A 23,258-nucleotide genomic window follows, 5' to 3' on the forward strand; every position below is an offset into this window, starting at 1 on the left:
CCGGTCAGAAGCCGTGGCGGGAGCCGCCGTCGACCGGGAGCATGATGCCCGTCAGGTACGAGGCCGCCGGGGAGAGCAGGAACGCCGCCGTACGGCCGAACTCCTCCGGGGCGCCGTAACGCCGCAGCGGGATGCGGGACTCGTGCCCGGCCCGGGCCGCCGCCGCGTCTCCGGACAGCGCGTCGAGCTCGCGCACCCGGTCGGTGTCGATCCGGGCCGGGAGCAGGCCGACGACCCGGATGCCGCGCGGGCCGAGTTCCACCGAGAGGGACTTCGCGAAGCCGGCCAGGCCGGGGCGCAGGCCGTTGGAGATGGTCAGGCCGGGGATCGGCTCGTGGACCGAGCCCGACAGGACGAAGCCGATGACCCCGCCCTCGCCCAGCTCGGCGGCGGCCGCCCGCGCGAGGCGGACCGCTCCCAGGAAGACCGACTCGAAGGCGGCCGCCCACTGCTCGTCGGTGTTGTCCAGCGCGGAGCCGGGGGCCGGCCCGCCGACGCTGATGAGGATGCCGTCGAGGCGTCCGAAGTGCTCGCGCGCGGTCGCGACGAGCCGTCCGGCGGCGGCGGGGTCGGAGTTGTCGGCCGCCACACCGACCGCGCCCGGGCCGAGTTCGGCGGCGGCGTCGGCCGCCCGCTGCGCGTCCCGGCCCGTCACCACGACCTGCGCGCCGTCGGCGGCCAGTTCGCGGGCGGCGGCGAAACCGAGGCCGCGCGTGGCCCCGGTGACGATGTAGACACGGTCCTTCAGTCCAAGATCCATGCCGACACGCTACGCCGTCGCGGGCTCCCGCTCGGCGCCGGATGCGGATCCGGCCGCCTGTTCCTCCCGCTCGCGCTTCTCGCGCCGTACGAGGACCACCCAGCCCACCGGGACCGCGGACGCGAACAGCCACCACTGGACCGCGTACGCCATGTGCGCGCCGATCGAGTCGTGGTCGGGCTCGGCGACGGGCTGGGGGCTGCCGTCGGCCGGGGCCGGAGCGGTGAGCTCCAGGTAGCCGCCGAGAACGGGCCTGCCCAGGTACTCCGCCTGCTGCGCGCTGTTGATCAGCATCACCTGGCGGTCCGGCAGGCCCTTGCGGTCCTTGATGCCGCTGCCGCCGCTGGTCTCGTCGGCCTTCAGCCGGCCGGTGACCGCGACTTCGCCCGAGGGGGCGGCCGGCACCGGCGGGTACGCGCGGGGGTCGTCGCCGCCCGGAACCCAGCCGCGGTTGACGAGCACCACCCGGCCGTCGCCGAGGACGAGCGGGGTCAGGACGTGGAAGCCGACCTTGTCGTCGTTGTCGGTCCGCATCCGGACGACCACCTCGTGCGCGGTGTCGTACGTGCCGGTCGCGGTGACCGCCCGCCAGAAGTCCGCGCGGGGGACCCGGTGGCCGGGGGAGGTGACCTCGGTCATGGGAACCGGCTTCGCCCGCAGGTTCGCCTCGATGAGCTGGTTCTGCGCGACCCGGTGCTCATGGCGGTGGAACTGCCAGAACCCCAGCTTGATCATCGCGGGGATGAGGGCGAGGGCGACGAGGGTGAGGCACACCCACTGCCGGGTCAGCACAAAGCGGTACACGCCCTCGACGGTACCCCCAGCGGGGTCGGGCCCCGGGGGGGCGGGGGGGGGGCGGGGGGGTGGGGGGGGGGGGGGGGGGGGGGGGGGGGGGGGGCCCGTCGGAGTCAGACGCGGTCGACGATGCCCACCTTCCCCTCAGCGCGGGCGCAGTGCGCCCCGCAGAACCACTGGCCCTCGACCTCGACGCCCTGTCCGATGATCTGGACCCGGCAGTGCTCGCAGACGGGCGCCATGCGGTGAATGGCGCAGGAGAAGCAGTCGAAGACGTGCACCGCGCCCTGCGCGTGCACCTCGAACGACATGCCGTAATCGTTTCCGCAGACCTCACAACGTGCCATGCGCCGCATGCTCCGCACGGCGGCGGACCGGAACAAGATCCACCGGGGTGAGTCGCCGCGCCTGCACCCACCCGGCGCAATCGGACTCAGTGTGCGGCGCTGTCCCCGGTGCCGTCCGTTCCGCGCTCCGCGGTGCCGTCCGCGGTGCCGTCCGCGGCGGGGTCCTGCGCCGCCGCCACGTCCCGCAGCAGCTGGGTGAAGGCGGCCTCGTCGACGACCGGCGTGCCGAAGGACTTCGCCTTGACCGTCTTCGAGGTCGCCGAGTCGGGGTCGTTCGTCACCAGCAGGCTGGTGAGCCGCGACACACTCGTCGCGATGTGCAGGCCCGCCTCGACCGCGCGGTCCTCCAGCAGCTCCCGGTCCACGGAGGTGTCGCCGGAGAACGCGATCCGCATGCCCTGCCGCAGCGGCCTGCCGTCCTCGTAGCGCCCCGGGTTCGGGTGCGGGCACGGCGGCCGCTTGCGCGAGGGCCGCCAGCCGTTGCCCCGGTAGGAGGCCTGGTAGCCCACCCGCGGGGTGGCGGGGGAGTCGGACCACTCCGTCAGCGGCCGGCATTCCAGCAGGGGCAGCCGTACGCCGTCCCGCGCGGCCGCGTGCAGCGACGGACGGAACGCCTCCGCCAGTACCCGGGCGTCGTCGAGCGCGTGGTGCGCGCGCTGCTGGACCACGCCGAAGTGCGCGGCGAGCGACTCCAGCTTGTGGTTGGGCAGCGGGAGGTTCAGCTCCTTCGACAGGGCGATGGTGCACAGCCGCTGACGGACCGGCGCGGTCTCGGCGGCCCGCGCGTACTCCCGGGCGATCATCTGCCAGTCGAAGATGGCGTTGTGCGCCACCAGCACCCGGTCCGCGAGCCGGCCCGCGAACTCCTCGGCGATGTCCTTGAAGAGCGGTGCGCCCGAGAGCATGTCGCTGGTGAGGCCGTGGATCCACACGGGACCGGGATCGCGCTGCGGGTTGACCAGGGTGTACCAGTGGTCCTCCACGTTGCCCTGCGCGTCGAGCCGGTAGACGGCGGCGGAGACTATCCGGTCGTCGCGCGCGAGCCCGGTGGTCTCCACGTCGACGACCGCGTACCCCTCTGGGTACGCGGTCGGCCACGTCGTCTCTGCGGTCGTACGGTCGTCGAGCATGGTCACAGAGGATATCGGCACGGACCGACAGCGCGGTCCCGCCGGGCTCCTGGTGCTGTGGCCGGGAAAGGCTCACCGACTCGCGGCGCTCCCCCAGACTCCGTCCGGGGGGACCCCCAGGCACGGCACTAGCGCGCGGGCGGCGCGAGCAGGGCGCGGACCAGGGACCGTACGGAGAGCAGGAACAGCCGTTCCGGGTCGGCCGGTCGGGCCAGGGCGCGGGCGAGTGCCGGATCGTGGGGGGCGGCGGCCGGGTCCCAGAGCTCGCTCTCGGCGGGGGACTGGGCCGGCGCGCGCTCGCGGTTGCGCTCGACGAGGAGGAAGCCGACGATCTGGAACTGGATCGCGCGCACCGCGTCGGCGGCCCGCGTGCCGCGCAGTCCCGCGGCGTGCACCTCGTGCACCAGGGCCTGCTGCGCGGGCAGGAACATCCGCTCGGTGAGGCCGCGTTCGTGGACCATCGCGATCAGGTGCGGGCGCTCGCGCAGTTCGCGGCGCAGGGTCCGGGCCACCGACAGGATCCGGTCGGCGGGGGTGCGGCCGGCCGGCCGGATCGCGCCCATCTCCTCCACGGTGCGCCGCACGAGGGCGTCGAGCAGGGATTCGCGGTTGCCCACGTGCCAGTAGATGGAGGTCACCGCGGTGCCCAGCTCCGCGGCCAGTTTGCGCATGGTGAGGGAAGCCGGGCCGTGCTGCTTGACCAGGGACGCGGCGGCGTCCAGCACCTCGTCACGGGTCAGGGCGCTTCTGGCCATGGACTCGGTCCACCCATCTGTCGATCCGTCAGTTCTCGTGCGTGCAGGGGTCTTTACCCTTCATCGTCGTCGGTGTAACTGTGTTACAGAACCGACTGCCCCCCCAAGACGAGGGATGGTGCGAGACATGGCACGCGTACGGTACGGAGCGCGCACCGAGGCCGAGATCGCGGCGTCGCGCGAGAAGAGTTCCAAGCTCCCCGACATCTGGTCCACCGGCGTCGTGGCCGCCTGGGAGAGCGACCCGGACGTGGTGGCGGCGGTCCTGCCCCCGCCGCTCAAGCCGGCCGACCGGCCGCTCGTCCGGGCCAACATCAGCAAGGTCGACCTCCCCGGCTACCCCCTCGGCGCCGGCTCGGTGGCCGTCGCCGCCCGGCACGGCGGGGTCGAGGGCTGGTACCCGCTGGTCATGCCGATGACCCACGAGCGCGCCCTGATCGGCGGCCGCGAGGTCTTCGGCGAACCGAAGAAGCTGGGCGAGGTCACCGTCGAACGCGAGGGCCTGGTCGTACGGGCCTCCCTCGCCCGGCACGGCATCGCCTTCGTCGAGGTGCGCGGCGCGGTCGACCGCGACCTGCCGCTGCCCGAGCCCGCCCAGAAGACCGACTTCTACTTCAAGTTCCTGCCCGCCGTGGACGGTGCGGGGTTCGACGCGGACCCGGTGCTCGTCCACTGCACCCGCAACGAGAAGGTCCGCAAGCTGGAGCACATCACCGGTGACGTGGTCCTGCGCGAGTCCATGTTCGATCCGATCGCCGACCTCCCCGTCCGCCGGGTCGTGGAGATCACCATCGGCGAGAAGACCACCGACCAGAAGGGCAGGGTCGTCGAGCGGGTCAGCGCCCAGGCCCTGCTCCCGTACATCCACCAGCGCTACGACGACCCGGCGCAGATCCTGGACGGGCCGCCCGAGGGGAGCGTGTGACGTGCGACTCGAACCGGGACAGGTGGCCGTCGTCACCGGCGCCGCCGGCGGCATCGGCCTCGCCATGGCCCGCCGCTTCGCCACCGAGGGACTGAGGGTCGTCCTCGCCGACGTGGAGGAGGGCGCCCTGCGCAAGGCCGCCGACGACCTCACCGCGGACGGGGCCCAGGTGCTCGCCAGGACCGTCGACGTCAGCGACCGCGACTCCGTGGCCTCCCTCGCCGACGCGGCGTACGAGGCCTTCGGCGGGGTGCACGTGCTCTGCAACAACGCGGGCGTCGGCTCGGGCGCCGAGGGCCGGATGTGGGAGCACGAGCCCAACGACTGGAAGTGGGCCTTCTCCGTCAACGTGTGGGGCGTCTTCCACGGCATCCAGGCCTTCGTCCCCCGCATGATCGCGGCCGGCGAGCCGGGACACGTCGTCAACACCTCCTCCGGCGACGGCGGCATCGCCCCGCTGCCCACCGCCTCCGTCTACGCCGTCACCAAGGCGGCGGTGGTCACCATGACCGAGTCCCTCTACGCCCACCTCAAGGCCGAGGGCGCGGCCGTCGGCGCCTCCGTCCTCTTCCCCGGGCCGCACATGCTGCGCACCGGTCTGTGGGAGTCGCACCGCAACCGGCCCGAGCGGTACGCGAAGCAGCGCCCGCGCAAGACCCCGTACCGCAGCCTCGACCAGTACGAGGCCGCGATGAAGCAGGCCGGACACGAGGTGAACTTCACCCCGGTCGAGGACGTCGCCGAGCACGTGGTCGACGGCATCCGCGCCGACCGCTTCTGGATGCTCCCGGCGAGCGAGCACAGCGACCGGCAGATCCGCGCCCGGTCGCAGTCGATGCTCGACCGCGCCAACCCCGCCTACCTGGAGAGCTTCATCCTCGACTGAGGAGCGTCTGCCGTGAGCGACACACCGTACGAAGACCCGTACCTGATCATCTCCTCCGACTGCCACGCGGGCCTGCCCACCGAGCAGTACCGCCCCTACCTGGACTCCCGCTTCCACCCCCAGTTCGAAGAGTTCCTCGGTGAGCGCGACGCCCGGCGCGCGGAGGCCACCCGGCTGGGCGTCCGCAACGAGGCCTTCGCCGAGAAGTGGTTCCACGACCACGAGGAAGGCCTCAAGGGCGGCTGGGACCCTGGACAGCGCCTGAAGGAGCTCGACGGCGACGGCGTGGCCGCCGAGGTCGTCTTCCCCGACGCGGACGCCGTCGACAGCCAGACCGCGGCCCCCTTCGGAGTGGGCCTGGGCCTCTCCGGCGACCAGGACCCCGAACTGGGCATGGCGGGCGCGCAGGCGCACAACCGCTGGCTCGCCGAGTTCGTGTCGCGGAACCCCGAACGGCACTGCGGTGTCGCCCTGCTGCCCATCACCGGGGAGCCGGACAAGGTCGTCGCCGAGATCCACCGGGCCAAGGAGTCCGGGCTGGGCGCGCTGATGATCCCCTCCATGTGGGTGGACAAGGCGCCCTACCACGACCGCCGTTACGACCCGGTCTGGGCGGCCGCCGCCGAGACGGCGATGCCGATCGTGACCCACTCCGGGGCCGCGCCCCGCCACGAGTACGGCGACCACCTCGGCATCTACGTCTCCGAGGTCACCTGGTGGCCCGCCCGGCCGCTGTGGTTCCTGCTCTGGTCCGGGGTCTTCGAGCGGCACCCGGGCCTCAAGTTCGGCGTGGCCGAGTCCGGCTGCTGGTGGCTGCCGAACCAGCTCTGGTTCATGGACCGCCTCTACCTCGGCGCGCACGGCGGCAAGAAGCTCTCGCCCTTCGCCGAGCTGAAGCGCCCGCCGAGCGAGTACCTGGACCGGCAGGTCTTCATCTGCGCGACGAACACCAAGCGCCGGGAACTGGCCCAGCGCTACGAGATCGGCGTGGACAACATCCTGTGGGGATCGGACTTCCCGCACCCCGAGGGCACCTGGCCCGACACCCGGAACTGGCTGCGCACCACCTTCCACGACATCCCGGTGGCGGAGACCCGCCGGATGCTGGGCCTGGCCGCGGCCGAGGTCTTCGGCTTCGACACGGACAAGCTCGCACCCGTGGCCCGCCGGATCGGCCCCACCCCGGCCGAGCTGGGCCAGTCCCCGGACCAGGCGGGGGTGGAAGCCTCATGGGCCCGCTCCCGGGAGGTGGGCCGCCACTGGCTGACCGAGAACGACTTCCCGGTCCTGGGGGTGTCGCAGTGACGGAGGACCGCTACACCGTCATCTCGGCCGACTGCCACGCGGGCGCCGACCTGCTGGACTACAAGCCGTACCTGGAGAAGCGGTACCACGACGACTTCGACGCCTGGGCCGCCGCGTACGTGAACCCGTACGAGGACCTCCTCGCCGATACGGCGGACCGGAACTGGAACTCGGCGCGCCGCCTGGCCGAACTGGAAGCGGACGGCATCGTCGCGGAAGTCCTCTTCCCCAACACCATCCCGCCGTTCTTCCCCAAGGCCTCCCTGATGGCCCAGCCGCCGACGGCCGCGGAGTACGCGATGCGCTGGGCCGGGCTCCAGGCGCACAACCGCTGGCTGGCGGATTTCTGCGCGGACGCGCCGGGCCGCCGGGCCGGCGTGGTGCAGATCCTGCTGAACGACGTGGACGCGGCGGTGGAGGAGATCCGCCGCACGAAGGAGGCGGGCCTCACGGGCGGCATCCTGCTGCCCGGCGTCCCGCCCGGCTCCACGGTCCCGGAGCTCTACTCGGCCGCGTACGACCCGATCTGGGCGGTGTGCGCCGAGCTGGACGTGCCGGTCAACCACCACGGCGGCTCGGCCTCCCCGCCGCTCGGCGACGAACCGGCGGCCCGGGCCGTCTTCATGGTGGAGACGACCTGGTTCTCGCACCGCGCCCTGTGGCACCTCGTCTTCGGCGGCGCCTTCCGCCGCCACCCGGGCCTCAAGCTGGTCCTGACCGAGCAGGGCTCCGGCTGGATCCCGGGCGTGCTGGAGATGCTGGACTACTACCACGGCCGGCTGGTCGCGGCCTCGGGCACGGCCGAGTCCAAGTTCGGGGCGGGCCTGGCGGAGGCGATGGGCAGGGGGCCGAGCGAGGTCTGGCGGCACAACTGCTTCGTGGGGGCGAGCTTCATGCGCCCCCACGAGGTCCCGCTGCGGGAGCGGATCGGCCTCGACAAGATCATGTGGGGCAGCGACTACCCCCACGACGAGGGCACCACCCCGTTCTCCCGCGAAGGCCTCCGCATCGCCTACGCGGGCCTCCCGCGGGCCGAGGTCGCCGCGATGGCGGGCGGCAACGCGGCCCGCGTCTACGGCTTCGACCTCTCCTTGCTCGACGCGCTCGCCGCCAAGCACGGCCCGCTGGTCTCGGAGATCGCCGAACCCCTCACGGAGATCCCGCCGGCCGCCACGAGCCCGGCCTTCGCCCGCGGCGGCTCGGTCCGCGTCTGGTGATACCCCGGCCCCCGCCGGAGCGGCTCGGGTCCTGCTGAACCCGAGCCGCTCCGGCGGGCAAGGCCCCGGCGAACACGTCATCGCGCGAACCCTCGGTAACCCCGACGGATACCGATCGGTAACAACCCCTAGCGGCACCCCGGAAGGCGCCTCTATGGTGCGCACATGCCGAACCTGCCCGATGTCGTGCTGTGGTCCATACCGGCCTTCGTGCTGCTCACCGTCCTGGAGATGGTGAGCTACCGGATCCATCCCGACGAGGACGCCGCCGGGTACGAGACCAAGGACGCCGTCACCAGCCTCGGCATGGGACTGGGCAGCCTGGTCTTCGACTTCCTCTGGAAGATCCCCGTCGTCGCGATCTACACCGCCGTCTACGAGCTGACGCCCCTGCGCGTGCCCGTGCTGTGGTGGACCGTCCTGCTGATGCTGCTCGCGCAGGACTTCCTCTACTACTGGCAGCACCGCGGCCACCACGTCATCCGGATCCTGTGGGCCTGCCACGTCGTGCACCACAGCAGCCGCAAGTTCAACCTCACCACCGCGCTGCGCCAGCCGTGGACCAGCGCCACCTCCTGGCCGTTCTACCTGCCGATGATCGCCCTCGGCGTGCACCCGGCCGCCGTGGCCTTCTGCTACTCGGTCAACCTCGTCTACCAGTTCTGGATCCACACCGAGCGGATCGACAAACTGCCGCGACCCGTCGAGTACGTCTTCAACACCCCCTCCCACCACCGCGTCCACCACGCCTCCCAGGGCGGATACCTGGACCGCAACTTCGCCGGGATCCTGATCGTCTGGGACCGGATCTTCGGCTCCTGGGTGGGAGAGACCGACAAGCCCGTCTTCGGGCTCACGAAGAACATCAGCACCTACAACCCGCTGCGCGTGGCCACCCACGAGTACGCCGCCATCGCCCGCGACGTGCGCGCCGCCACGAGCTGGCGCGAGCGCGCCGGACGCGTCTTCCGCGGCCCCGGCTGGCAGCCCGCCCCGGCCGCCGCGGCCCCTGCCCCGCAGGCCGCCCCGGAGCACGCGGCGTGAGCGCCGCCGAGTCCCGTACGCCGTCCCGGGCCCGCCCCGTACCCGAATCGGGCGGGGCCGCCGCCCGCGCGCTGCTCGGCGCCTTCGCCGCGGCCGCCGCCGTCGACCTCGGCTCGCTGCTCGCCGACTGGCACCTCGGGCACGTCCTCGCGAAGCCGCTGCTGATGCCGCTGCTGGTGGCGTACGCCTGCTGCGGCGGATACGGGGGCAGGCGCGGCGCCCCCCGGCTGCTGGTCGCCGCGCTGCTGTTCGGCTGGGGCGGGGACCTCGCCCTGCTCTTCGACGCCGAGCCCGCCTTCCTGATCGGCATGGGCTCCTTCGCCGCCGGGCACGTCTGCTACCTCGTGCTGTTCGCCCGCCGCGCCGCGCGCCCGCTGCTCGGGGGCGCGTACGCGCTCGCCCTCCTCGGCACCATCGGCCTGATGTGGACCGACCTTCCGGCCGATCTGCGCGTGCCCGTCGCCGGCTACAGCCTGCTGCTCACCGCGATGGCCTTCCGCTCCAGTGCCCTCGGGCTGCGGGCGGGGATCGGCGGGGCGCTGTTCCTGATCTCCGACACGCTCATCGCGACCGGGATCGCGCAGTGGCCCCAGCTGCCCCGGCCCGACTTCTGGATCATGGCGACCTATCTGGCGGCCCAGTACCTGCTGGCCACCGGCGTGCTCACGTCGGCGCAGGCGTACGGTAGGGAAGTCGTACAAGACTGAACGACCGAACGATCCCCTAGCCGGAGGACTGCATCACCATGCGCGCCACCGTCATCCACGCCCCGCACGACATCCGCGTGGAGGAGGTGCCCGACGCTGCGATCCAGCGCCCCGAGGACGCCGTCGTCCGCGTCCTGCGCGCCTGCATCTGCGGCAGCGACCTGTGGGCCTACCGCGGCGAAGCCGCGCGGCAGCCCGGCCAGCGGATCGGCCACGAGTTCCTCGGCGTCGTCGAGGAGACCGGCCCGGCCGTCTCGGGCCTGCGCGCCGGCGACCTGGTCGTCGCGCCCTTCATGTGGTCCGACGGCACTTGCGACTACTGCTCCGAGGGCCTGTACACCTCCTGCGTGCACGGCGGTTTCTGGGGCTCGGTCGGTCACGACGGCGGCCAGGGCGAGGCCGTCCGGGTCCCGTACGCCGACGGCACGCTGGTGAAGCTGCCCGCCGCGGCCGTCTCCGACGACCACCTGCTGACCGGGCTGCTCGCGCTCTCCGACGTCATGGGCACCGGCCACCACGCCGCGCTGGGCGCGGGCGTGCGCAAGGGCTCCACGGTCGCCGTCGTCGGTGACGGCGCGGTCGGCCTGTGCGGCGTCCTCGCCGCCCAGCGCCTCGGCGCCGAGCGGATCATCGCACTGGGCCGCCACAGCGCCCGTACGGACATCGCCAAGCTCTTCGGGGCCACCGACATCGTCGCCGAGCGCGGGGAGGCCGCCGAGGCGGCCGTCCGCGAACTCACCGGCGGCCAGGGCGCGCACGCCGTCATCGAGGCGGTCGGCACCGAGATGTCCATGCGCACCGCCGTGGACATCACCCGCGACGGCGGGGCCATCGGCTACGTCGGCGTGCCGCACGGCAGCGGCACCGGTCTCGACCTCGGCGTGATGTTCGACCGCAACATCACCCTGCGCGGGGGCGTGGCCCCGGTCCGCGCCTACATCCCGGAGCTGCTGGAGGACGTGCTCAGCGGAGCCATCGACCCGTCGCCGGTCTTCGACCGGGCCGTGTCCCTGGACGAGGTCCCCGACGGCTACCGCGCGATGGACGACCGCAGCGCGCTCAAGGTGATGGTCAAGCCCTGACAGCCGGTACGGAGAAGGGCCGGGCGGGATGGTCCCCGCCCGGCCCTTCCGCGTATCAGCCGAACCGGCCGGTTACTTGACGGCCTTCAGCGCGTCGACCACGCCGTAGCCGTAGTAGCCCGTCTGGCCCCACTTGCTCTCGCAGGTGGTGGCGTCGATCAGGGTGCCCGCGCTGTTGTAGATCTGCGCCGGGCACTCGGCCCTCGTGGCCTGGCCCTTGAGCATGGCCTGGATCTGCGAGGGCGTGGCCGACGGGTGGGCGCTCTTGAGGAGCGCCGCGACGCCCGCGACGTGCGGGGCCGCCATCGAGGTGCCCTGCTTGTAGCCGTACCCGCCGCCCAGGACGGTGGACAGCACGCGGCCGTTGGCGTCCGGCGTGGCCGGTATCTGCCACTTGTCGCCACCGGGGCCGGCGACGTCCACGACCCCGAGGCCGTAGCTGGAGTAGTACGAGCGCAGGCCCTTGTCACCGGTCGCCGAGACCGTGACCACGCCCGGGAGCTGCGTGGGCAGGTCCAGGCAGACGCTCGGGTCGATGGTGCGCGGCACCGGGGTGGTGTCGTTCGGGCTGGTGTCGTCGAGGATCGACTCCCCGGCCAGGTCGTGGTTGGAGTTGCCGGCCGAGGCCACGTGGAGCGTGCCCTTGCGCTCGGCGTACTTGGTGGCCCGCCCGATGGCCTCCACCAGCGCCTTCTGGTCGTCGTCCGACTTGCAGTTGTAGAGCCAGGGGTCGACGTAGTAGCTGTTGTTGGTCACCTCGATCCCCTTCTCGGCGGCGAACATGAAGCCGCAGACGACCGCCTCGGTGAAGAAGAGGCTCGTTCCGGGCTCGCTCACCTTGATCGCGGCGATCTTGACGCCGGGCGCGACACCGCTGACGCCGATGCCGTTGCGCGGGGCCGCGATGGTGCCGGCCACGTGCGTGCCGTGGTCGCTGCCGTCCGCGTACGGACGCCAGGCGCCCTCGGAGGTGTCCGCGACACCGCCGACGCAGTTGGCCGACTGCTCCTTGGAGAAGTTCGGCGCGAGGTCGGGGTGAGTGTCGTCGACACCTGTGTCGATGACGCCCACCGTGACGTCCTGGCTGCCATCGTTGATCTTGTGAGCCTGATCGGCCTTGATCGTCCGCAGGTCCCACTGGTTGGGCTCCAGCGGCTCCTGACCCTCCTGGGCCGCCGCTGCCGCCTTGGCGGCGTCCGCCGCGCTCAGCTGCTGCGTCGTGCCCTCGTCGGTGGTCTGCACCGCCTGGAGGGGGGCCGTACGGGTCGCGCCGACCGAGACGAACAGACCGCGGTTGGCACGCAGCTGCTTGGCGAAGTCGGGGTTCTGGGAGTGCGCGACGACGACCCCGATCTGCTCATAGGCCGTCACCACCGTTCCGCCGGCCTGCTCGATGGCCTTCTTCGCCGCCTTCACCGTGGCATACGCGTTCAGGTTCGCCACGTACGACAGCTTGGGGCCGGTGGTCTCGGCCGCCGGAGCCGTTGCCGCGTCCGCCGTGTTGCCCAGCGGGGCCGCCGAAGCGGACACCGAGGGCAGGAAGGCGAGCGAGGCGGTGAGCGCCAGGCCGACCGGTACGGCGAGAGCACGCCGGCGGCCGGATCCCAGATGAGCCATGGGTTCTCCACATCATCCTTGAAAAGAAGCCGTCCGGACGTGGTCACGGCGGACGGGTTCATGACATGGGGAACCTAGTGCCGGTGTTCCCTTCTGCGCCATCAGTTCGAGGAATCAGTTTTCAAAGAAGTGCCAGGTGTTGAACCGTCCCGACGCGCCGGCCGTGCCGTTGACAGGGGGCGTCAGCACCACCGTCCCCCACACGGAGGTTGTTTTGTCCGTCGTCCCCACCGCACCCGCGTCACAAGGAGAGCCCCCCGTGACCACCGAAGCAGCGCCGCCGCCGGGCAGCGCGGGAACGCCCCCGGCGCGTCCCGGCCCCACGGCCGAAGAATTCGGAACCGTCCAGCAGAGTGCCGAGTTCGCCGAACTGCGCCGCTCCTACCGATCCTTCGCCTTCCCGCTCACCGTGGCGTTCATCGCCTGGTACCTGCTCTACGTGCTGCTGTCCAACTACGCGGGCGGCTTCATGGGGACCAAGCTCTTCGGGAACATCAACGTCGCCCTCGTCCTCGGCCTCGGCCAGTTCGCGACGACCTTCCTGATCGCCTGGCTCTACTCGCGGCACGCCGCCGCCAAGCTCGACCCCAAGGCCTCGGCCATCAAGGCACGGATGGAGGGCGGGAAGTGAGCGGCACGCTCCACCTGACGACGGTCGCCGCCGGTGCCTCCGAGCACCGCCCGCTGATCATCACGCTGTTCGGCCTCTTCGTCGTCGCCACCCTGATCATCACGGTCTGGGCCGGCCGCCAGACCAAGGACGCCGCCGACTTCTACGCCGGCGGCCGCCAGTTCACCGGCTTCCAGAACGGCCTCGCCATCTCCGGCGACTACATGTCCGCCGCGTCCTTCCTCGGCATCGCCGGAGCCATCGCCCTCTTCGGCTACGACGGCTTCCTGTACTCCATCGGCTTCCTCGTCGCCTGGCTGGTCGCGCTGCTGCTCGTCGCCGAACCGCTGCGCAACTCCGGCCGCTACACGATGGGCGACGTCCTCGCGTACCGGATGCGCCAGCGGCCCGTGCGTACCGCCGCGGGCACCTCCACCATCGTGGTCTCGATCTTCTACCTGCTCGCCCAGATGGCCGGGGCCGGCGTGCTCGTCTCGCTGCTCCTCGGCATCACCAGCGACGGCGGCAAGGTCGCGGTCGTCGCGCTGGTCGGCCTGCTGATGATCGTCTACGTGACGATCGGCGGTATGAAGGGCACCACCTGGGTCCAGATGATCAAGGCCGTGCTGCTCATCGCGGGCGCCCTTCTGATCACCTTCCTGGTGCTGCTGAAGTTCAACTTCAACATCTCCGCGCTGCTCGGACAGGCCGCCGAGAACAGCGGCCAGGGCACCAAGTTCCTCGAGCCGGGGCTCAAGTACGGCAAGGACTCCCTCACCAAGCTGGACTTCATCTCGCTGGGCCTCGCCCTGGTGCTCGGCACCGCCGGCCTGCCGCACATCCTGATCCGCTTCTACACCGTGCCCACCGCCCAGGCCGCCCGGAAGTCCGTGAACTGGGCCATCGGCATCATCGGCGCCTTCTACCTGATGACGATCGCCCTCGGCTTCGGCGCCGCCGCGCTGCTCAAGCGGGCCGACATCCTGGCCTCGAACAAGGCGGGCAACACCGCGGCACCGCTGCTCGCCCAGGAGATCGGCGGCGGCGCGGACTCCACCGGCGGCGCGATCCTGCTCGCCGTGATCTCCGCGGTCGCCTTCGCCACCATCCTCGCCGTGGTCGCGGGCCTCACCCTGGCCTCCTCCTCGTCCTTCGCGCACGACCTCTACGTCAACGTCATCCGCAAGGGCCAGGCCACCGAGAAGGAGGAGGTGCGCGCGGCCCGCTGGTCGACCGTGGTCATCGGCGCCGTCGCCATCGGCCTCGGCGCCCTCGCCCGCGACCTGAACGTCGCAGGCCTGGTCGCCCTCGCCTTCGCGGTCGCCGCGTCCGCCAACCTGCCGACGATCCTCTACAGCCTCTTCTGGAAGCGCTTCACCACCCAGGGAGCGCTCTGGTCCATCTACGGCGGTCTGATCTCGGCGGTCGGCCTGGTGCTGTTCTCCCCGGTGGTCTCGGGGAAGCCCACCTCGATGTTCAAGGACGCCGACTTCTACTGGTTCCCGCTGGAGAACCCGGGCATCATCTCGATCCCGCTCGGCTTCCTGCTGGGCTGGCTGGGAACCGTCCTGTCCAAGGAGAAGGCCGACCCCCAGAAGTTCGCCGAGCTGGAAGTCCGCTCCCTCACCGGAACAGGCGCTCACTGAGATCGTCCGAGCACCCAGCGTGGCCGCGTCGTACTTCCCTACGACGCGGCCACGCCGCCTCTCGTCCGTTCGGGCACCACTGGATGTAACACGCGTCGCGTAGGCTCGATTCATCGAACCTCTACAGATCCGGACAGGGGAGGGGGCCCACAGTGCTTCTCGACACCTACGGCCGCGTGGCCACTGACCTGCGCGTCTCGCTCACCGACCGGTGCAATCTCCGCTGTACCTACTGCATGCCCGAAGAGGGACTGCAGTGGCTCGGCAAGTCCGATCTGCTCAGCGACGACGAGATCGTCCGGCTGATCCGCATCGCCGTCACCCAGCTCGGCATCACCGAGGTCCGCTTCACCGGCGGCGAGCCGCTGCTCCGCCCCGGCCTGGTCGGGATCGTCGAGCAGTGCGCGGCCCTGGAGCCCCGCCCCCAGATGTCCCTGACCACCAACGGCATCGGCCTCAAGCGCACCGCGCAGGCCCTGAAGGCCGCCGGCCTGGACCGAGTGAACGTTTCCCTGGACACCCTGAGGCCCGAGGTCTTCAAGACCCTCACCCGCCGTGACCGGCACAAGGACGTCATCGACGGGATGGCCGCGGCCCGCGAGGCCGGCCTCACCCCCGTCAAGGTCAACGCCGTCCTGATGCCCGGGCTGAACGACGACGAGGCGCCCGACCTGCTGGCCTGGGCCGTGGAGAACGCGTACGAGCTCCGCTTCATCGAGCAGATGCCGCTCGACGCCCAGCACGGCTGGAAGCGCGAGGGAATGATCACCGCCGGTGACATCCTCCAGTCGCTGCGGACCCGCTTCACGCTGACCGAGGAGGGCGCCGACGAGCGCGGCTCCGCCCCGGCCGAGCGCTGGGTGGTCGACGGCGGCCCGGCCACCGTCGGGGTCATCGCCTCGGTCACCCGCCCCTTCTGCGGAGCCTGCGACCGTACGAGGCTCACGGCCGACGGCCAGGTCCGAACGTGCCTGTTCGCCACCGAGGAGTCGGACCTGCGGGCCGCCCTGCGCTCGGGCGCCCCGGACGAGGAGATCGCCCGGCTGTGGAAGCTGGCGATGTGGGGCAAGAAGGCCGGGTCCGGTCTCGACGACCCGTCCTTCCTGCAGCCCGACCGCCCCATGTCGGCGATCGGCGGCTGAGGCCCGAGACCCCGGGCGTCAGCGCGGGCGCTCCGAGCCCTCCGGCTGTACCCACTCGCCGAGCCTCACCACGTCCTTGAGGAAACCGCGCACACCCAGGAACTGGGAGAGGTGTTCGCGGTGTTCCTCGCAGGCCAGCCAGGTCTTGCGGCGCTCCGGCGTGTGCAGCGTCGGGTTGTTCCACGCCAGCACCCAGACGGCCGCGTCACGGCAGCCCTTGGCGGAACAGGTGGGGGATTCGGTATCAGGGGAGGTCACGCCTCAACCCTACAAACCGCCGGAACGGAAAGGCGACGCCGAGCAGCCACGGGGGGAGCTGCCCGGCGTCGGTCCGTCGCTCCGACGGGGGATGCGGAGCGCGTAGGCAGTATGTCACGCAGGACCCGGTACGGTGCACTGGAACTTCATGATTGATCTGAGCTTTTCCTGAGGTTTCCCGCGTCCAGCGCAGGCCGCACGGGAGCCGGGATGAAGTGCGAGGGCAGCGACGGGGCCGACTCGCGTCCCGCGTTGGCGATGACCACGGCGACGTAGGGCAGCAGGGCGCCCGCGACCAGTGTCACGATCGCCACCGGGCGCTGTACGTTCCACAACAGCACCGTCGCGATGACCGACAGGGTCCTGATGACCATCGAGATCACGTAGCGGCGCTGACGGCCCCGCACGTCCTCGGCGAGCCCCATCCGAGCGCCGGTGATCCGGAAGACCTCGGCCCCGTTCCGCTTCTGCCGCTTCGTCCGCTCCACGCTCCACCACCCGATCACCCGCCGGACACACCCCGGCCCGGACCCTCCCACCGTACGCCGCCGCCCCGGCCGGGAGGAGAGGGGGTTCCCCCGAACAGTGCCGCCCGGAATGCGTGCTACGCCGTACGGGCCGAGACTGGGCCCACGTGCGCACAACGCGCCAGGAGGAGGCTCGACATGCATTGGTTGTGGGCGATCATCGTCGGTTTCGTGCTGGGCCTGATAGCCCGCGCCATCCTGCCGGGCAAGCAGCACCAGCCCCTGTGGCTGACCACTGTCTTCGGCATCATCGGCGGCGTGCTCGGCAATGCCGTCGCCACCTGGATCGGTGTCGAGGACACCCGGGGCATCGACTGGATCCGGCACCTGCTGCAGCTGGCCGGAGCGGTCGTCGTGGTCGGCCTCGGCGACATGGTCTACGGAGCGGTACGGGGCAAGAAACGCCACATGACCTAGGAGACCCCGGGTATGACGGAGGGCCGGCCGGACCTGGTCCGAACCGGCCCTGCGTCAGGCGCGTCAGGCGCCGGTGACCTCGACCGCCGCCAGGTTCTTCTTGCCGCGGCGCAGCACCAGCCAACGCCCGTGCAGCAGGTCCTCCTTGGCGGGGACCGCGTCCTCGGCCGTCACCTTCACGTTGTTCACGTAGGCGCCGCCCTCCTTCACGGTCCGCCGGCCGGCCGACTTGCTCGCGACCAGGCCGGTCTCCGCCAGCAGGTCCACCACCAGGCCGAGCTCCGCCACCCGGGCGTGCGGCAGTTCCGACAGGGCCGCGGCCAGCGTGGCCTCGTCCAGCTCCGCCAGGTCGCCCTGCCCGAACAGCGCCTTCGACGCGGCGATCACGGCGGCGCACTGGCCGGCGCCGTGCACCAGCGTCGTCAGCTCCTCGGCCAGCGCCCGCTGCGCGGCGCGCGCCTGCGGCCGCTCGGCGGTCTGCGCCTCCAGCTCCTCCAGCTCCTCACGGCTCCGGAAGGACAGGATCCGCATGTAGGTGGAGATGTCGCGGTCGTCCACGTTCAGCCAGAACTGGTAGAACGCGTACGGCGTGGTCATCTCCGGGTCCAGCCAGACGGCCCCGCCCTCGGTCTTGCCGAACTTGGTGCCGTCCGCCTTGACCATCAGCGGGGTCGCCATCGCGTGCACGACCGCGCCCGGCTCGACCCGGTGGATCAGGTCGAGTCCGGCCGTCAGGTTGCCCCACTGGTCGGAGCCGCCCTGCTGGAGCACGCAGCCGTGGCGCCGGTACAGCTCCAGGAAGTCCATGCCCTGGAGCAGCTGGTAGCTGAACTCGGTGTAGCTGATGCCCTGGTCGGACTCCAGCCGCTTGGCGACGGAGTCCTTCGTCAGCATCTTGTTGACGCGGAAGTGCTTGCCGATGTCCCGCAGGAACTCGATGGCGGACATGCCCGCCGTCCAGTCCAGGTTGTTGACCAGGACCGCCGCGTTCTCGCCCTCGAAGGACAGGAACGGCTCGATCTGCGACCGCAGCCGGTTCACCCACTCCGCGATGACCGCGGGATCGTTCAGGGTGCGCTCGGCGGTCGGCCGCGGGTCGCCGATCTGGCCGGTGGCCCCGCCGACCAGCGCCAGCGGCCGGTTCCCGGCCAGCTGGAGCCGGCGCATGGTGAGCACCTGCACCAGGTGCCCCACGTGCAGCGAGGCCGCGGTCGGGTCGTAGCCGCAATAGAACGTGACAGGACCGTCCGCGAACGCCTTGCGCAGCGCTTCTTCGTCGGTGGACTGGGCGAACAGCCCGCGCCACTTCAGTTCGTCGACGATGTCCGTCACGGTTCTCTCGACTCCTTCGGCTGAGGAAATTCAACACTTGGTTGCAAGAGCCAGTCTAGGCGGATCAGACCCCCTTGCTGACCGAACTCATGTTGAAGTCCGGGATGCGCAGGGCGGGCATCGCGGCCCGGGTGAACCAGTCGCCCCACTCGCGCGGCAGGGTCTTCTCGGTCCGGCCCGCCTCCGAGGCCCGCGACAGCAGGTCCACGGGCGACTCGTTGAACCGGAAGTTGTTCACCTCGCCCACGACCTGCCCGTTCTCCACCAGGTACACGCCGTCCCGGGTCAGGCCCGTGAGCAGCAGGGTGGCCGGGTCGACCTCGCGGATGTACCACAGGCAGGTCAGCAGCAGGCCCCGCTCCGTGTCCGCCACCATCTCCTCGAGCGACCGGTCGCCGCCGCCCTCCAGGATCAGGTTCCCGAAGGCCGGGGAGAGCGGCAGGCCGGTCAGTGCGGCACTGTGCCGGGTCGTGGTCAGCCGGGCCAGCTCGCCGCCGCGGATCCACTCGGTCGACGGCACCGGCAGGCCGTTGTCGAACACCGAGGCGTCGTCCCCGGAGCTGTGCGCGATGACGAACGGGGCGGACTCCAGGCCCGGCGCGTTCGGGTCGCTGCGCAGCGTCAGCGGGAGTTCGGACAGCCGCTCGCCGAGCCGGGTGCCGCCGCCGGGCTTGGAGAAGACCGTCCGGCCCTCCACCGCGTCCCGGGCCGCCGCCGACCACATCTGGTAGATCAGCAGGTCCGCCACGGCCGTCGGCGGCAGCAGGGTCTCGTACCGCCCGGCGGGCAGATCGAACCTCCGCTCCGCCCAGCCGAGGCGTACGGCGAGCTCCGCGTCCAGGACGGTCGGGTCCACGTCCTTGAAGTCGCGGGTGGCGCGGCCGGCCCAGGCGGAGCGCTGCCGGTCCGGGGACTTGGCGTTGAGCTCCAGGGTGCCCTTGGGCTGGTCGTGGCGCAGCCGCAGGCCCGTGGAGGTGCCGACGTACGTGGAGACCAGCTCGTGGTTGGCGAAGCCGTACAGCTCCCGGCCGCCCGCGCGGGCCCGGGCGAAGGCCTCGCCGAGGGCCGGGGCGAAGTCCGCGAACACCGCCGAGGAGGTCTCGGCCGGGGCGTCGGCGAAGTCCGGCGAGGCCGGGGTCCCGGTCACCAGCGGCTGGGCGTCCTCGGCGGGACCGGCCCCGCGCGCGGCCGCCTCGGCGGCGCGCACCAGCGGCTCCAGGTCCTCGGCGGTGACGGCGGAGCGCGAGACGACCCCCGAGGCCGTCCCCTCCTTGCCGTCGACCGTCGCGACGACCGTCAGGGTCCGGCCGCGGGTGACGCCGTTCGTGGTGAGCGCGTTGCCCGCCCAGCGCAGGTTGGCGGTGGACTGCTCGTCGGCGATGACGACGCACCCGTCGGCGGTGGACAGCTCCAGGGCCCGCTCGACGATCTCGTGGGGCTTGGTCGATCGAATCGATGAGGTCATCGTCCGGCCTCCTGCGTGGTGTTCAGGATGGTCACGTCGCGGAACAGGGCGGACGGGCAGCCGTGCGAGACCGACGCGACCTGGCCCGGCTGGGCCTTTCCGCAGTTGAAGGCGCCGCCCAGGACGTAGGTCTGCGGGCCGCCGACCTTCTCCATCGAGCCCCAGAACTCGGTGGTCGTGGCCTGGTACGCGACGTCGCGCAGCTGCCCGGCCAGCTTGCCGTTCTCGATGCGGAAGAACCGCTGCCCGGTGAACTGGAAGTTGTAGCGCTGCATGTCGATCGACCAGGAGCGGTCGCCGACCACGTAGATCCCGCGCTCCACCCCGCCGATCAGGTCCTCGGTGGACAGGCCGCCGGGATCCGGCTGGAGCGACACGTTCGCCATGCGCTGGACGGGCACGTGACCGGGGGAGTCGGCGTAGGCGCAGCCGTTGGACCGGCCGAGGCCGGTCAGCTTCGCGATCCGCCGGTCCAGCTGGTAGCCGACCAGCGTGCCGTCCTTGACCAGGTCCCAGCTCTGCGCCTCGACGCCCTCGTCGTCGAAGCCGACGGTGGCCAGGCCGTGCTCGGCGGTGCGGTCACCCGTCACGTTCATGATCGGGGAGCCGTACTTGAGCGTGCCGAGCTGGTCGAAGGTGGCGAAGGAGGTCCCGGCGTACGCCGCCTCGTAGCCCAGCGCCCGGTCGAGCTCGGTGGCGTGGCCGATGGACTCGTGGATGGTGAGCCACAGGTTGGACGGGTCCACCACCAGGTCGTAGCGCCCGGCCTGCACGCTCGGCGCCTTCATCTTCTCGGCGAGCAGACCGGGGATCTGCTCCAGCTCCGAGTCCCAGTCCCAGCCGGTGCCGGTCAGGTACTCCCAGCCGCGTCCGGCGGGCGGGGCGATGGTGCGCATCGAGTCGAACTCGCCGGTGGTGGCGTTGACGGCGACGGCGGTGAGCTGCGGGTGGATGCGGACCCGCTGCTGCGTGGTCGTGGTGCCCGCGGTGTCCGCGTAGAACTTGTTCTCGTGCACCGCCAGCAGCGAGGCGTCCACGTGCGCGACGCCCTCGGCCGCCAGCAGCCGCGCGCTCCAGTCGGCGAGCAGCGCGGCCTTCTCCGCGTCCGGCACCGCGAAGGGGTCCACGTCGTAGGCGGAGATCCAGGTCCGGTCCGAGTGCACCGGCTCCTCGGCCAGCTCCACCCGCTCGTCGGACCCGGCCGCCTTGATCACCTGGGCGGACAGCTTCGCCATGGCCACGGCCTGCGAGGCCACCTTGGCGGCGGCGTCCATGGTCAGGTCCACACCGGAGGCGAACCCCCAGCTGCCCCCGTGCACCACCCGGACCGCGTACCCGAGGTCGGTGGTGTCGGACCCGCCGGAGGGCTTGGCGTCGCGCAGCCGCCAGGAGGCGCTGCGGATCCGCTCCAGCCGGAAGTCGGCATGCTCGGCGCCCAGCGCGCGGGCCCGGGCGAGCGCCGCGTCGGCGAGCGCCCGCAAGGGAAGCGCGGTGAAGGCCGCGTCGATGGAATGGGCCACGGATTTCCTCCCGAAGTCGGGGCCGGTCTCCCCGATCATGTCGCGCCCGGGGCTGTCGTGCCTACATCTTTCTGTAGGGATTCGACAGAGCCCGCCGCAAGGCCCTGTCGGAGGTCGATTCTCCGTACGAGGGGTGCGACCTATAGGTTTTCGGTATTCAGACCGCTAGCGAAAGGGTGATCCGTTGAGCCGCTCGGTTCTCGTCACCGGAGGTAACCGGGGCATCGGCCTCGCCATCGCCCGCGCCTTCGCGGATGCCGGAGACAAGGTCGCGATCACGTACCGCTCGGGGGAGCCGCCGGAGGCGCTCACCTCGCTCGGCGTCCTGGCGGTCCGGTGCGACATCACCGACTCCGAGCAGGTGGAGCAGGCCTACAAGCAGATCGAGGAAGCGCACGGCGCGGTCGAGGTGCTGGTGGCCAACGCCGGCATCACCAAGGACACGCTGCTGATGCGGATGTCCGAGGAGGACTTCTCCTCGGTCGTCGACACCAACCTCACCGGCACGTTCCGGGTGGTCAAGCGGGCGAACCGGGGCATGCTCCGGGCCAAGAAGGGCCGCGTCGTCCTGATCTCCTCGGTCGTCGGACTGCTGGGTTCGGCGGGTCAGGCCAACTACGCCGCCTCCAAGGCCGCGCTGGTCGGCTTCGCCCGGTCGCTCGCCCGCGAGCTGGGTTCGCGCAACATCACCTTCAACGTGGTCGCCCCCGGCTTCGTCGACACGGACATGACCAAGGTCCTCACCGACGAGCAGCGTGCGGGCATCGTGGGCCAGGTGCCGCTCGGCCGCTACGCGCAGCCCGAGGAGATCGCGGCGGCCGTGAGCTTCCTGGCGTCCGACGACGCCGCGTACATCACCGGAGCCGTCATTCCCGTTGACGGCGGATTGGGCATGGGTCACTGATCACCATGAGTGGAATTCTCGAGGGCAAGCGCATCCTCGTCACCGGCGTGCTGATGGAGTCCTCCATCGCGTTCCACGTAGCCAAGCTCGCCCAGGAGCAGGGCGCCGAGGTGATCCTCACGGCGTTCCCGCGGCCGACGCTGACGGAGCGCATCGCCCGCAAGCTGCCCAAGCCCGCCAAGGTGATCGAGCTCGACGTCACCAACCAGGAGCACCTGGACCGGCTGGAGACCCTCGTCCGCGACGAGCTCGGCGGCCTCGACGGTGTCGTGCACTCCATCGGCTTCGCGCCGCAGGACGCCCTGGGCGGCAACTTCCTGAACACGCCGTTCGAGTCGGTCGCCACCGCCATGCACGTCTCGGCGTTCTCGCTGAAGTCGCTGACCATGGCCTGCAAGCCGCTCTTCCCGCACGAGGGCGCGGCCGTCGTCGGCCTCACCTTCGACGCGCAGTTCGCCTGGCCGCAGTACGACTGGATGGGCCCGGCCAAGGCCGCGCTCGAGGCCACCAGCCGCTACCTCGCCCGCGACCTGGGCAAGGAGAACATCCGCTGCAACCTGGTCTCGGCCGGTCCGATCGGCTCCATGGCCGCGAAGTCCATTCCGGGCTTCGGCGAGCTGGCCGACGTCTGGAACTCCCGCTCGATGCTGGAGTGGGACATGAGCGACCCGGAGCCGGCCGGCCGCGGCGTCGTCGCGCTGCTGTCGGACTGGTTCCCGAAGACCACCGGCGAGATCGTCCACGTGGACGGCGGTCTGCACGCGATGGGTGCCTGACGGCACTCGCATCCGCACGGCGGCGGGGGCCGGGGCCCCCCCCCGGGGGGGGGCCCCCCCCCGGGTGGCGCCGGGGTGCGGGGGTTGAGCG

The 23,258-nt window shown here is 71.5% G+C and carries 24 protein-coding genes; 13 read left to right on the forward strand and 11 right to left on the reverse strand.

Annotation, left to right across the window (positions count from 1 at the left end; all coding sequences use genetic code 11):
• Positions 1-4: 4 nt before the first annotated feature.
• The 5 genes from ACIPUC_RS31280 to ACIPUC_RS31300 form a co-directional block, all read right to left on the reverse strand.
• Complete coding sequence (locus tag ACIPUC_RS31280; protein ID WP_446593747.1) at positions 5-760, reverse strand: SDR family oxidoreductase; 756 nt, start codon at positions 758-760, stop codon at positions 5-7.
• 9 nt (positions 761-769) lie between these two features.
• Positions 770-1,564: an SURF1 family cytochrome oxidase biogenesis protein gene (locus tag ACIPUC_RS31285; RefSeq protein WP_446593748.1), complete on the reverse strand. Its 795-nt coding sequence runs from the start codon at positions 1,562-1,564 to the stop codon at positions 770-772.
• A gap of 104 nt (positions 1,565-1,668) precedes the next feature.
• Positions 1,669-1,902, reverse strand: a complete 234-nt coding sequence (locus ACIPUC_RS31290) for a hypothetical protein (protein ID WP_215139859.1) — start codon at positions 1,900-1,902, stop codon at positions 1,669-1,671.
• A gap of 86 nt (positions 1,903-1,988) precedes the next feature.
• Positions 1,989-3,038 (reverse strand): DEDDh family exonuclease, encoded by a 1,050-nt coding sequence (locus tag ACIPUC_RS31295; protein WP_446593797.1) that lies wholly within the window; start codon positions 3,036-3,038, stop codon positions 1,989-1,991.
• Positions 3,039-3,160: 122 nt separating this feature from the next.
• Complete coding sequence (locus tag ACIPUC_RS31300) at positions 3,161-3,787, reverse strand: TetR/AcrR family transcriptional regulator (RefSeq protein ID WP_446593749.1); 627 nt, start codon at positions 3,785-3,787, stop codon at positions 3,161-3,163.
• A gap of 127 nt (positions 3,788-3,914) precedes the next feature.
• On the opposite strand from ACIPUC_RS31300, the gene ACIPUC_RS31305 reads away from it, so the two are divergent.
• The 7 genes from ACIPUC_RS31305 (at position 3,915) to ACIPUC_RS31335 (ending at position 10,953) form a co-directional block, all read left to right on the forward strand.
• Positions 3,915-4,712, forward strand: coding sequence for an acetoacetate decarboxylase family protein (locus ACIPUC_RS31305; protein WP_446593750.1), 798 nt, complete (start codon positions 3,915-3,917; stop codon positions 4,710-4,712).
• A 1-nt stretch (position 4,713) separates the two neighbouring features.
• Complete coding sequence (locus ACIPUC_RS31310) at positions 4,714-5,598, forward strand: SDR family NAD(P)-dependent oxidoreductase (protein ID WP_446593751.1); 885 nt, start codon at positions 4,714-4,716, stop codon at positions 5,596-5,598.
• A 12-nt stretch (positions 5,599-5,610) separates the two neighbouring features.
• Complete coding sequence (locus tag ACIPUC_RS31315) at positions 5,611-6,903, forward strand: amidohydrolase family protein (RefSeq protein ID WP_446593752.1); 1,293 nt, start codon at positions 5,611-5,613, stop codon at positions 6,901-6,903.
• Positions 6,900-8,120, forward strand: coding sequence for an amidohydrolase family protein (locus ACIPUC_RS31320; protein WP_446593753.1), 1,221 nt, complete (start codon positions 6,900-6,902; stop codon positions 8,118-8,120). Before ACIPUC_RS31315 ends, ACIPUC_RS31320 begins: the two co-directional genes overlap by 4 nt.
• Before the next feature lie 165 nt (positions 8,121-8,285).
• The gene (locus tag ACIPUC_RS31325; protein WP_446593754.1) at positions 8,286-9,164 is read left to right on the forward strand and encodes a sterol desaturase family protein; all 879 of its coding nucleotides are present in this window, start codon (positions 8,286-8,288) and stop codon (positions 9,162-9,164) included.
• Positions 9,161-9,871: a lysoplasmalogenase gene (locus tag ACIPUC_RS31330; RefSeq protein WP_446593755.1), complete on the forward strand. Its 711-nt coding sequence runs from the start codon at positions 9,161-9,163 to the stop codon at positions 9,869-9,871. The genes ACIPUC_RS31325 and ACIPUC_RS31330 overlap by 4 nt, the downstream gene beginning before the upstream one ends.
• Positions 9,872-9,909: 38 nt before the next feature.
• Positions 9,910-10,953 carry a zinc-dependent alcohol dehydrogenase family protein gene (locus ACIPUC_RS31335; RefSeq protein WP_446593756.1) on the forward strand — a complete coding sequence of 348 codons (1,044 nt, stop codon included), beginning with the start codon at positions 9,910-9,912 and terminating at the stop codon, positions 10,951-10,953.
• A 72-nt stretch (positions 10,954-11,025) separates the two neighbouring features.
• Here ACIPUC_RS31335 and ACIPUC_RS31340 read toward each other — a convergent pair whose 3' ends face one another.
• The gene (locus ACIPUC_RS31340; RefSeq protein ID WP_446593757.1) at positions 11,026-12,570 is read right to left on the reverse strand and encodes a S8 family serine peptidase; all 1,545 of its coding nucleotides are present in this window, start codon (positions 12,568-12,570) and stop codon (positions 11,026-11,028) included.
• A 259-nt stretch (positions 12,571-12,829) separates the two neighbouring features.
• Here ACIPUC_RS31340 and ACIPUC_RS31345 point away from each other — a divergent pair, with 259 nt between their 5' ends.
• From ACIPUC_RS31345 to moaA, 3 genes are all read left to right on the forward strand, one after another.
• A complete protein-coding gene (locus tag ACIPUC_RS31345; RefSeq protein WP_446593758.1) occupies positions 12,830-13,201 on the forward strand; it encodes a DUF485 domain-containing protein in 372 nt (123 codons plus the stop codon).
• Positions 13,198-14,826: a solute symporter family protein gene (locus tag ACIPUC_RS31350; RefSeq protein ID WP_446593759.1), complete on the forward strand. Its 1,629-nt coding sequence runs from the start codon at positions 13,198-13,200 to the stop codon at positions 14,824-14,826. The genes ACIPUC_RS31345 and ACIPUC_RS31350 overlap by 4 nt, the downstream gene beginning before the upstream one ends.
• Positions 14,827-14,978: 152 nt before the next feature.
• Positions 14,979-15,968, forward strand: a complete 990-nt coding sequence (gene moaA, locus ACIPUC_RS31355) for a GTP 3',8-cyclase MoaA (RefSeq protein WP_446593760.1) — start codon at positions 14,979-14,981, stop codon at positions 15,966-15,968.
• A gap of 18 nt (positions 15,969-15,986) precedes the next feature.
• Here moaA and ACIPUC_RS31360 read toward each other — a convergent pair whose 3' ends face one another.
• Together ACIPUC_RS31360 and ACIPUC_RS31365 are read right to left on the reverse strand one after the other, a co-directional pair.
• Positions 15,987-16,226 (reverse strand): hypothetical protein, encoded by a 240-nt coding sequence (locus tag ACIPUC_RS31360; RefSeq protein WP_446593761.1) that lies wholly within the window; start codon positions 16,224-16,226, stop codon positions 15,987-15,989.
• Between the two features lie 146 nt (positions 16,227-16,372).
• The gene (locus ACIPUC_RS31365; protein WP_446593798.1) at positions 16,373-16,651 is read right to left on the reverse strand and encodes a DUF3099 domain-containing protein; all 279 of its coding nucleotides are present in this window, start codon (positions 16,649-16,651) and stop codon (positions 16,373-16,375) included.
• A 240-nt stretch (positions 16,652-16,891) separates the two neighbouring features.
• Between ACIPUC_RS31365 and ACIPUC_RS31370 the strand changes: the two genes are divergently transcribed.
• A complete protein-coding gene (locus tag ACIPUC_RS31370; RefSeq protein ID WP_446593762.1) occupies positions 16,892-17,170 on the forward strand; it encodes a GlsB/YeaQ/YmgE family stress response membrane protein in 279 nt (92 codons plus the stop codon).
• A 63-nt stretch (positions 17,171-17,233) separates the two neighbouring features.
• Here the strand turns inward: ACIPUC_RS31370 and tyrS are convergent, their stop codons facing one another.
• The 3 genes from tyrS to ACIPUC_RS31385 all read right to left on the reverse strand — a co-directional run bounded on the left by tyrS (position 17,234) and on the right by ACIPUC_RS31385 (position 21,487).
• Positions 17,234-18,502: a tyrosine--tRNA ligase gene (gene tyrS, locus ACIPUC_RS31375; protein ID WP_446593763.1), complete on the reverse strand. Its 1,269-nt coding sequence runs from the start codon at positions 18,500-18,502 to the stop codon at positions 17,234-17,236.
• A 64-nt stretch (positions 18,503-18,566) separates the two neighbouring features.
• The gene (locus ACIPUC_RS31380; protein ID WP_446593764.1) at positions 18,567-19,967 is read right to left on the reverse strand and encodes a metallopeptidase TldD-related protein; all 1,401 of its coding nucleotides are present in this window, start codon (positions 19,965-19,967) and stop codon (positions 18,567-18,569) included.
• Positions 19,964-21,487, reverse strand: a complete 1,524-nt coding sequence (locus ACIPUC_RS31385; RefSeq protein ID WP_446593765.1) for a TldD/PmbA family protein — start codon at positions 21,485-21,487, stop codon at positions 19,964-19,966. The genes ACIPUC_RS31380 and ACIPUC_RS31385 overlap by 4 nt, the downstream gene beginning before the upstream one ends.
• A 184-nt stretch (positions 21,488-21,671) precedes the next feature.
• Here ACIPUC_RS31385 and fabG point away from each other — a divergent pair, with 184 nt between their 5' ends.
• Entirely contained in the window at positions 21,672-22,391 is a 720-nt protein-coding gene (gene fabG, locus ACIPUC_RS31390; protein ID WP_446593766.1) for a 3-oxoacyl-[acyl-carrier-protein] reductase, read from the forward strand.
• A 5-nt stretch (positions 22,392-22,396) separates the two neighbouring features.
• Positions 22,397-23,167, forward strand: coding sequence for an enoyl-ACP reductase FabI (gene fabI, locus ACIPUC_RS31395; protein ID WP_446593767.1), 771 nt, complete (start codon positions 22,397-22,399; stop codon positions 23,165-23,167).
• Positions 23,168-23,258: the final 91 nt, after the last annotated feature.

It is taken from the genome of Streptomyces sp. LARHCF249, from assembly GCF_052871255.1.

Bases quoted from the DNA above. Each gene is read 5' to 3' on its own strand.
- ACIPUC_RS31280 (WP_446593747.1), bottom strand. From the start codon at position 760: ATGGATCTTGGACTGAAGGACCGTGTCTACATCGTCACCGGGGCCACG.
- ACIPUC_RS31290 (WP_215139859.1), bottom strand. From the start codon at position 1,902: ATGGCACGTTGTGAGGTCTGCGGAAACGATTACGGCATGTCGTTCGAG.
- ACIPUC_RS31300 (WP_446593749.1), bottom strand. From the start codon at position 3,787: ATGGCCAGAAGCGCCCTGACCCGTGACGAGGTGCTGGACGCCGCCGCG.
- ACIPUC_RS31305 (WP_446593750.1), top strand. From the start codon at position 3,915: ATGGCACGCGTACGGTACGGAGCGCGCACCGAGGCCGAGATCGCGGCG.
- ACIPUC_RS31325 (WP_446593754.1), top strand. From the start codon at position 8,286: ATGCCGAACCTGCCCGATGTCGTGCTGTGGTCCATACCGGCCTTCGTG.
- ACIPUC_RS31335 (WP_446593756.1), top strand. From the start codon at position 9,910: ATGCGCGCCACCGTCATCCACGCCCCGCACGACATCCGCGTGGAGGAG.
- ACIPUC_RS31340 (WP_446593757.1), bottom strand. From the start codon at position 12,570: ATGGCTCATCTGGGATCCGGCCGCCGGCGTGCTCTCGCCGTACCGGTC.
- ACIPUC_RS31365 (WP_446593798.1), bottom strand. From the start codon at position 16,651: ATGGGGCTCGCCGAGGACGTGCGGGGCCGTCAGCGCCGCTACGTGATC.
- ACIPUC_RS31370 (WP_446593762.1), top strand. From the start codon at position 16,892: ATGCATTGGTTGTGGGCGATCATCGTCGGTTTCGTGCTGGGCCTGATA.
- ACIPUC_RS31380 (WP_446593764.1), bottom strand. From the start codon at position 19,967: ATGACCTCATCGATTCGATCGACCAAGCCCCACGAGATCGTCGAGCGG.
- fabI (WP_446593767.1), top strand. From the start codon at position 22,397: ATGAGTGGAATTCTCGAGGGCAAGCGCATCCTCGTCACCGGCGTGCTG.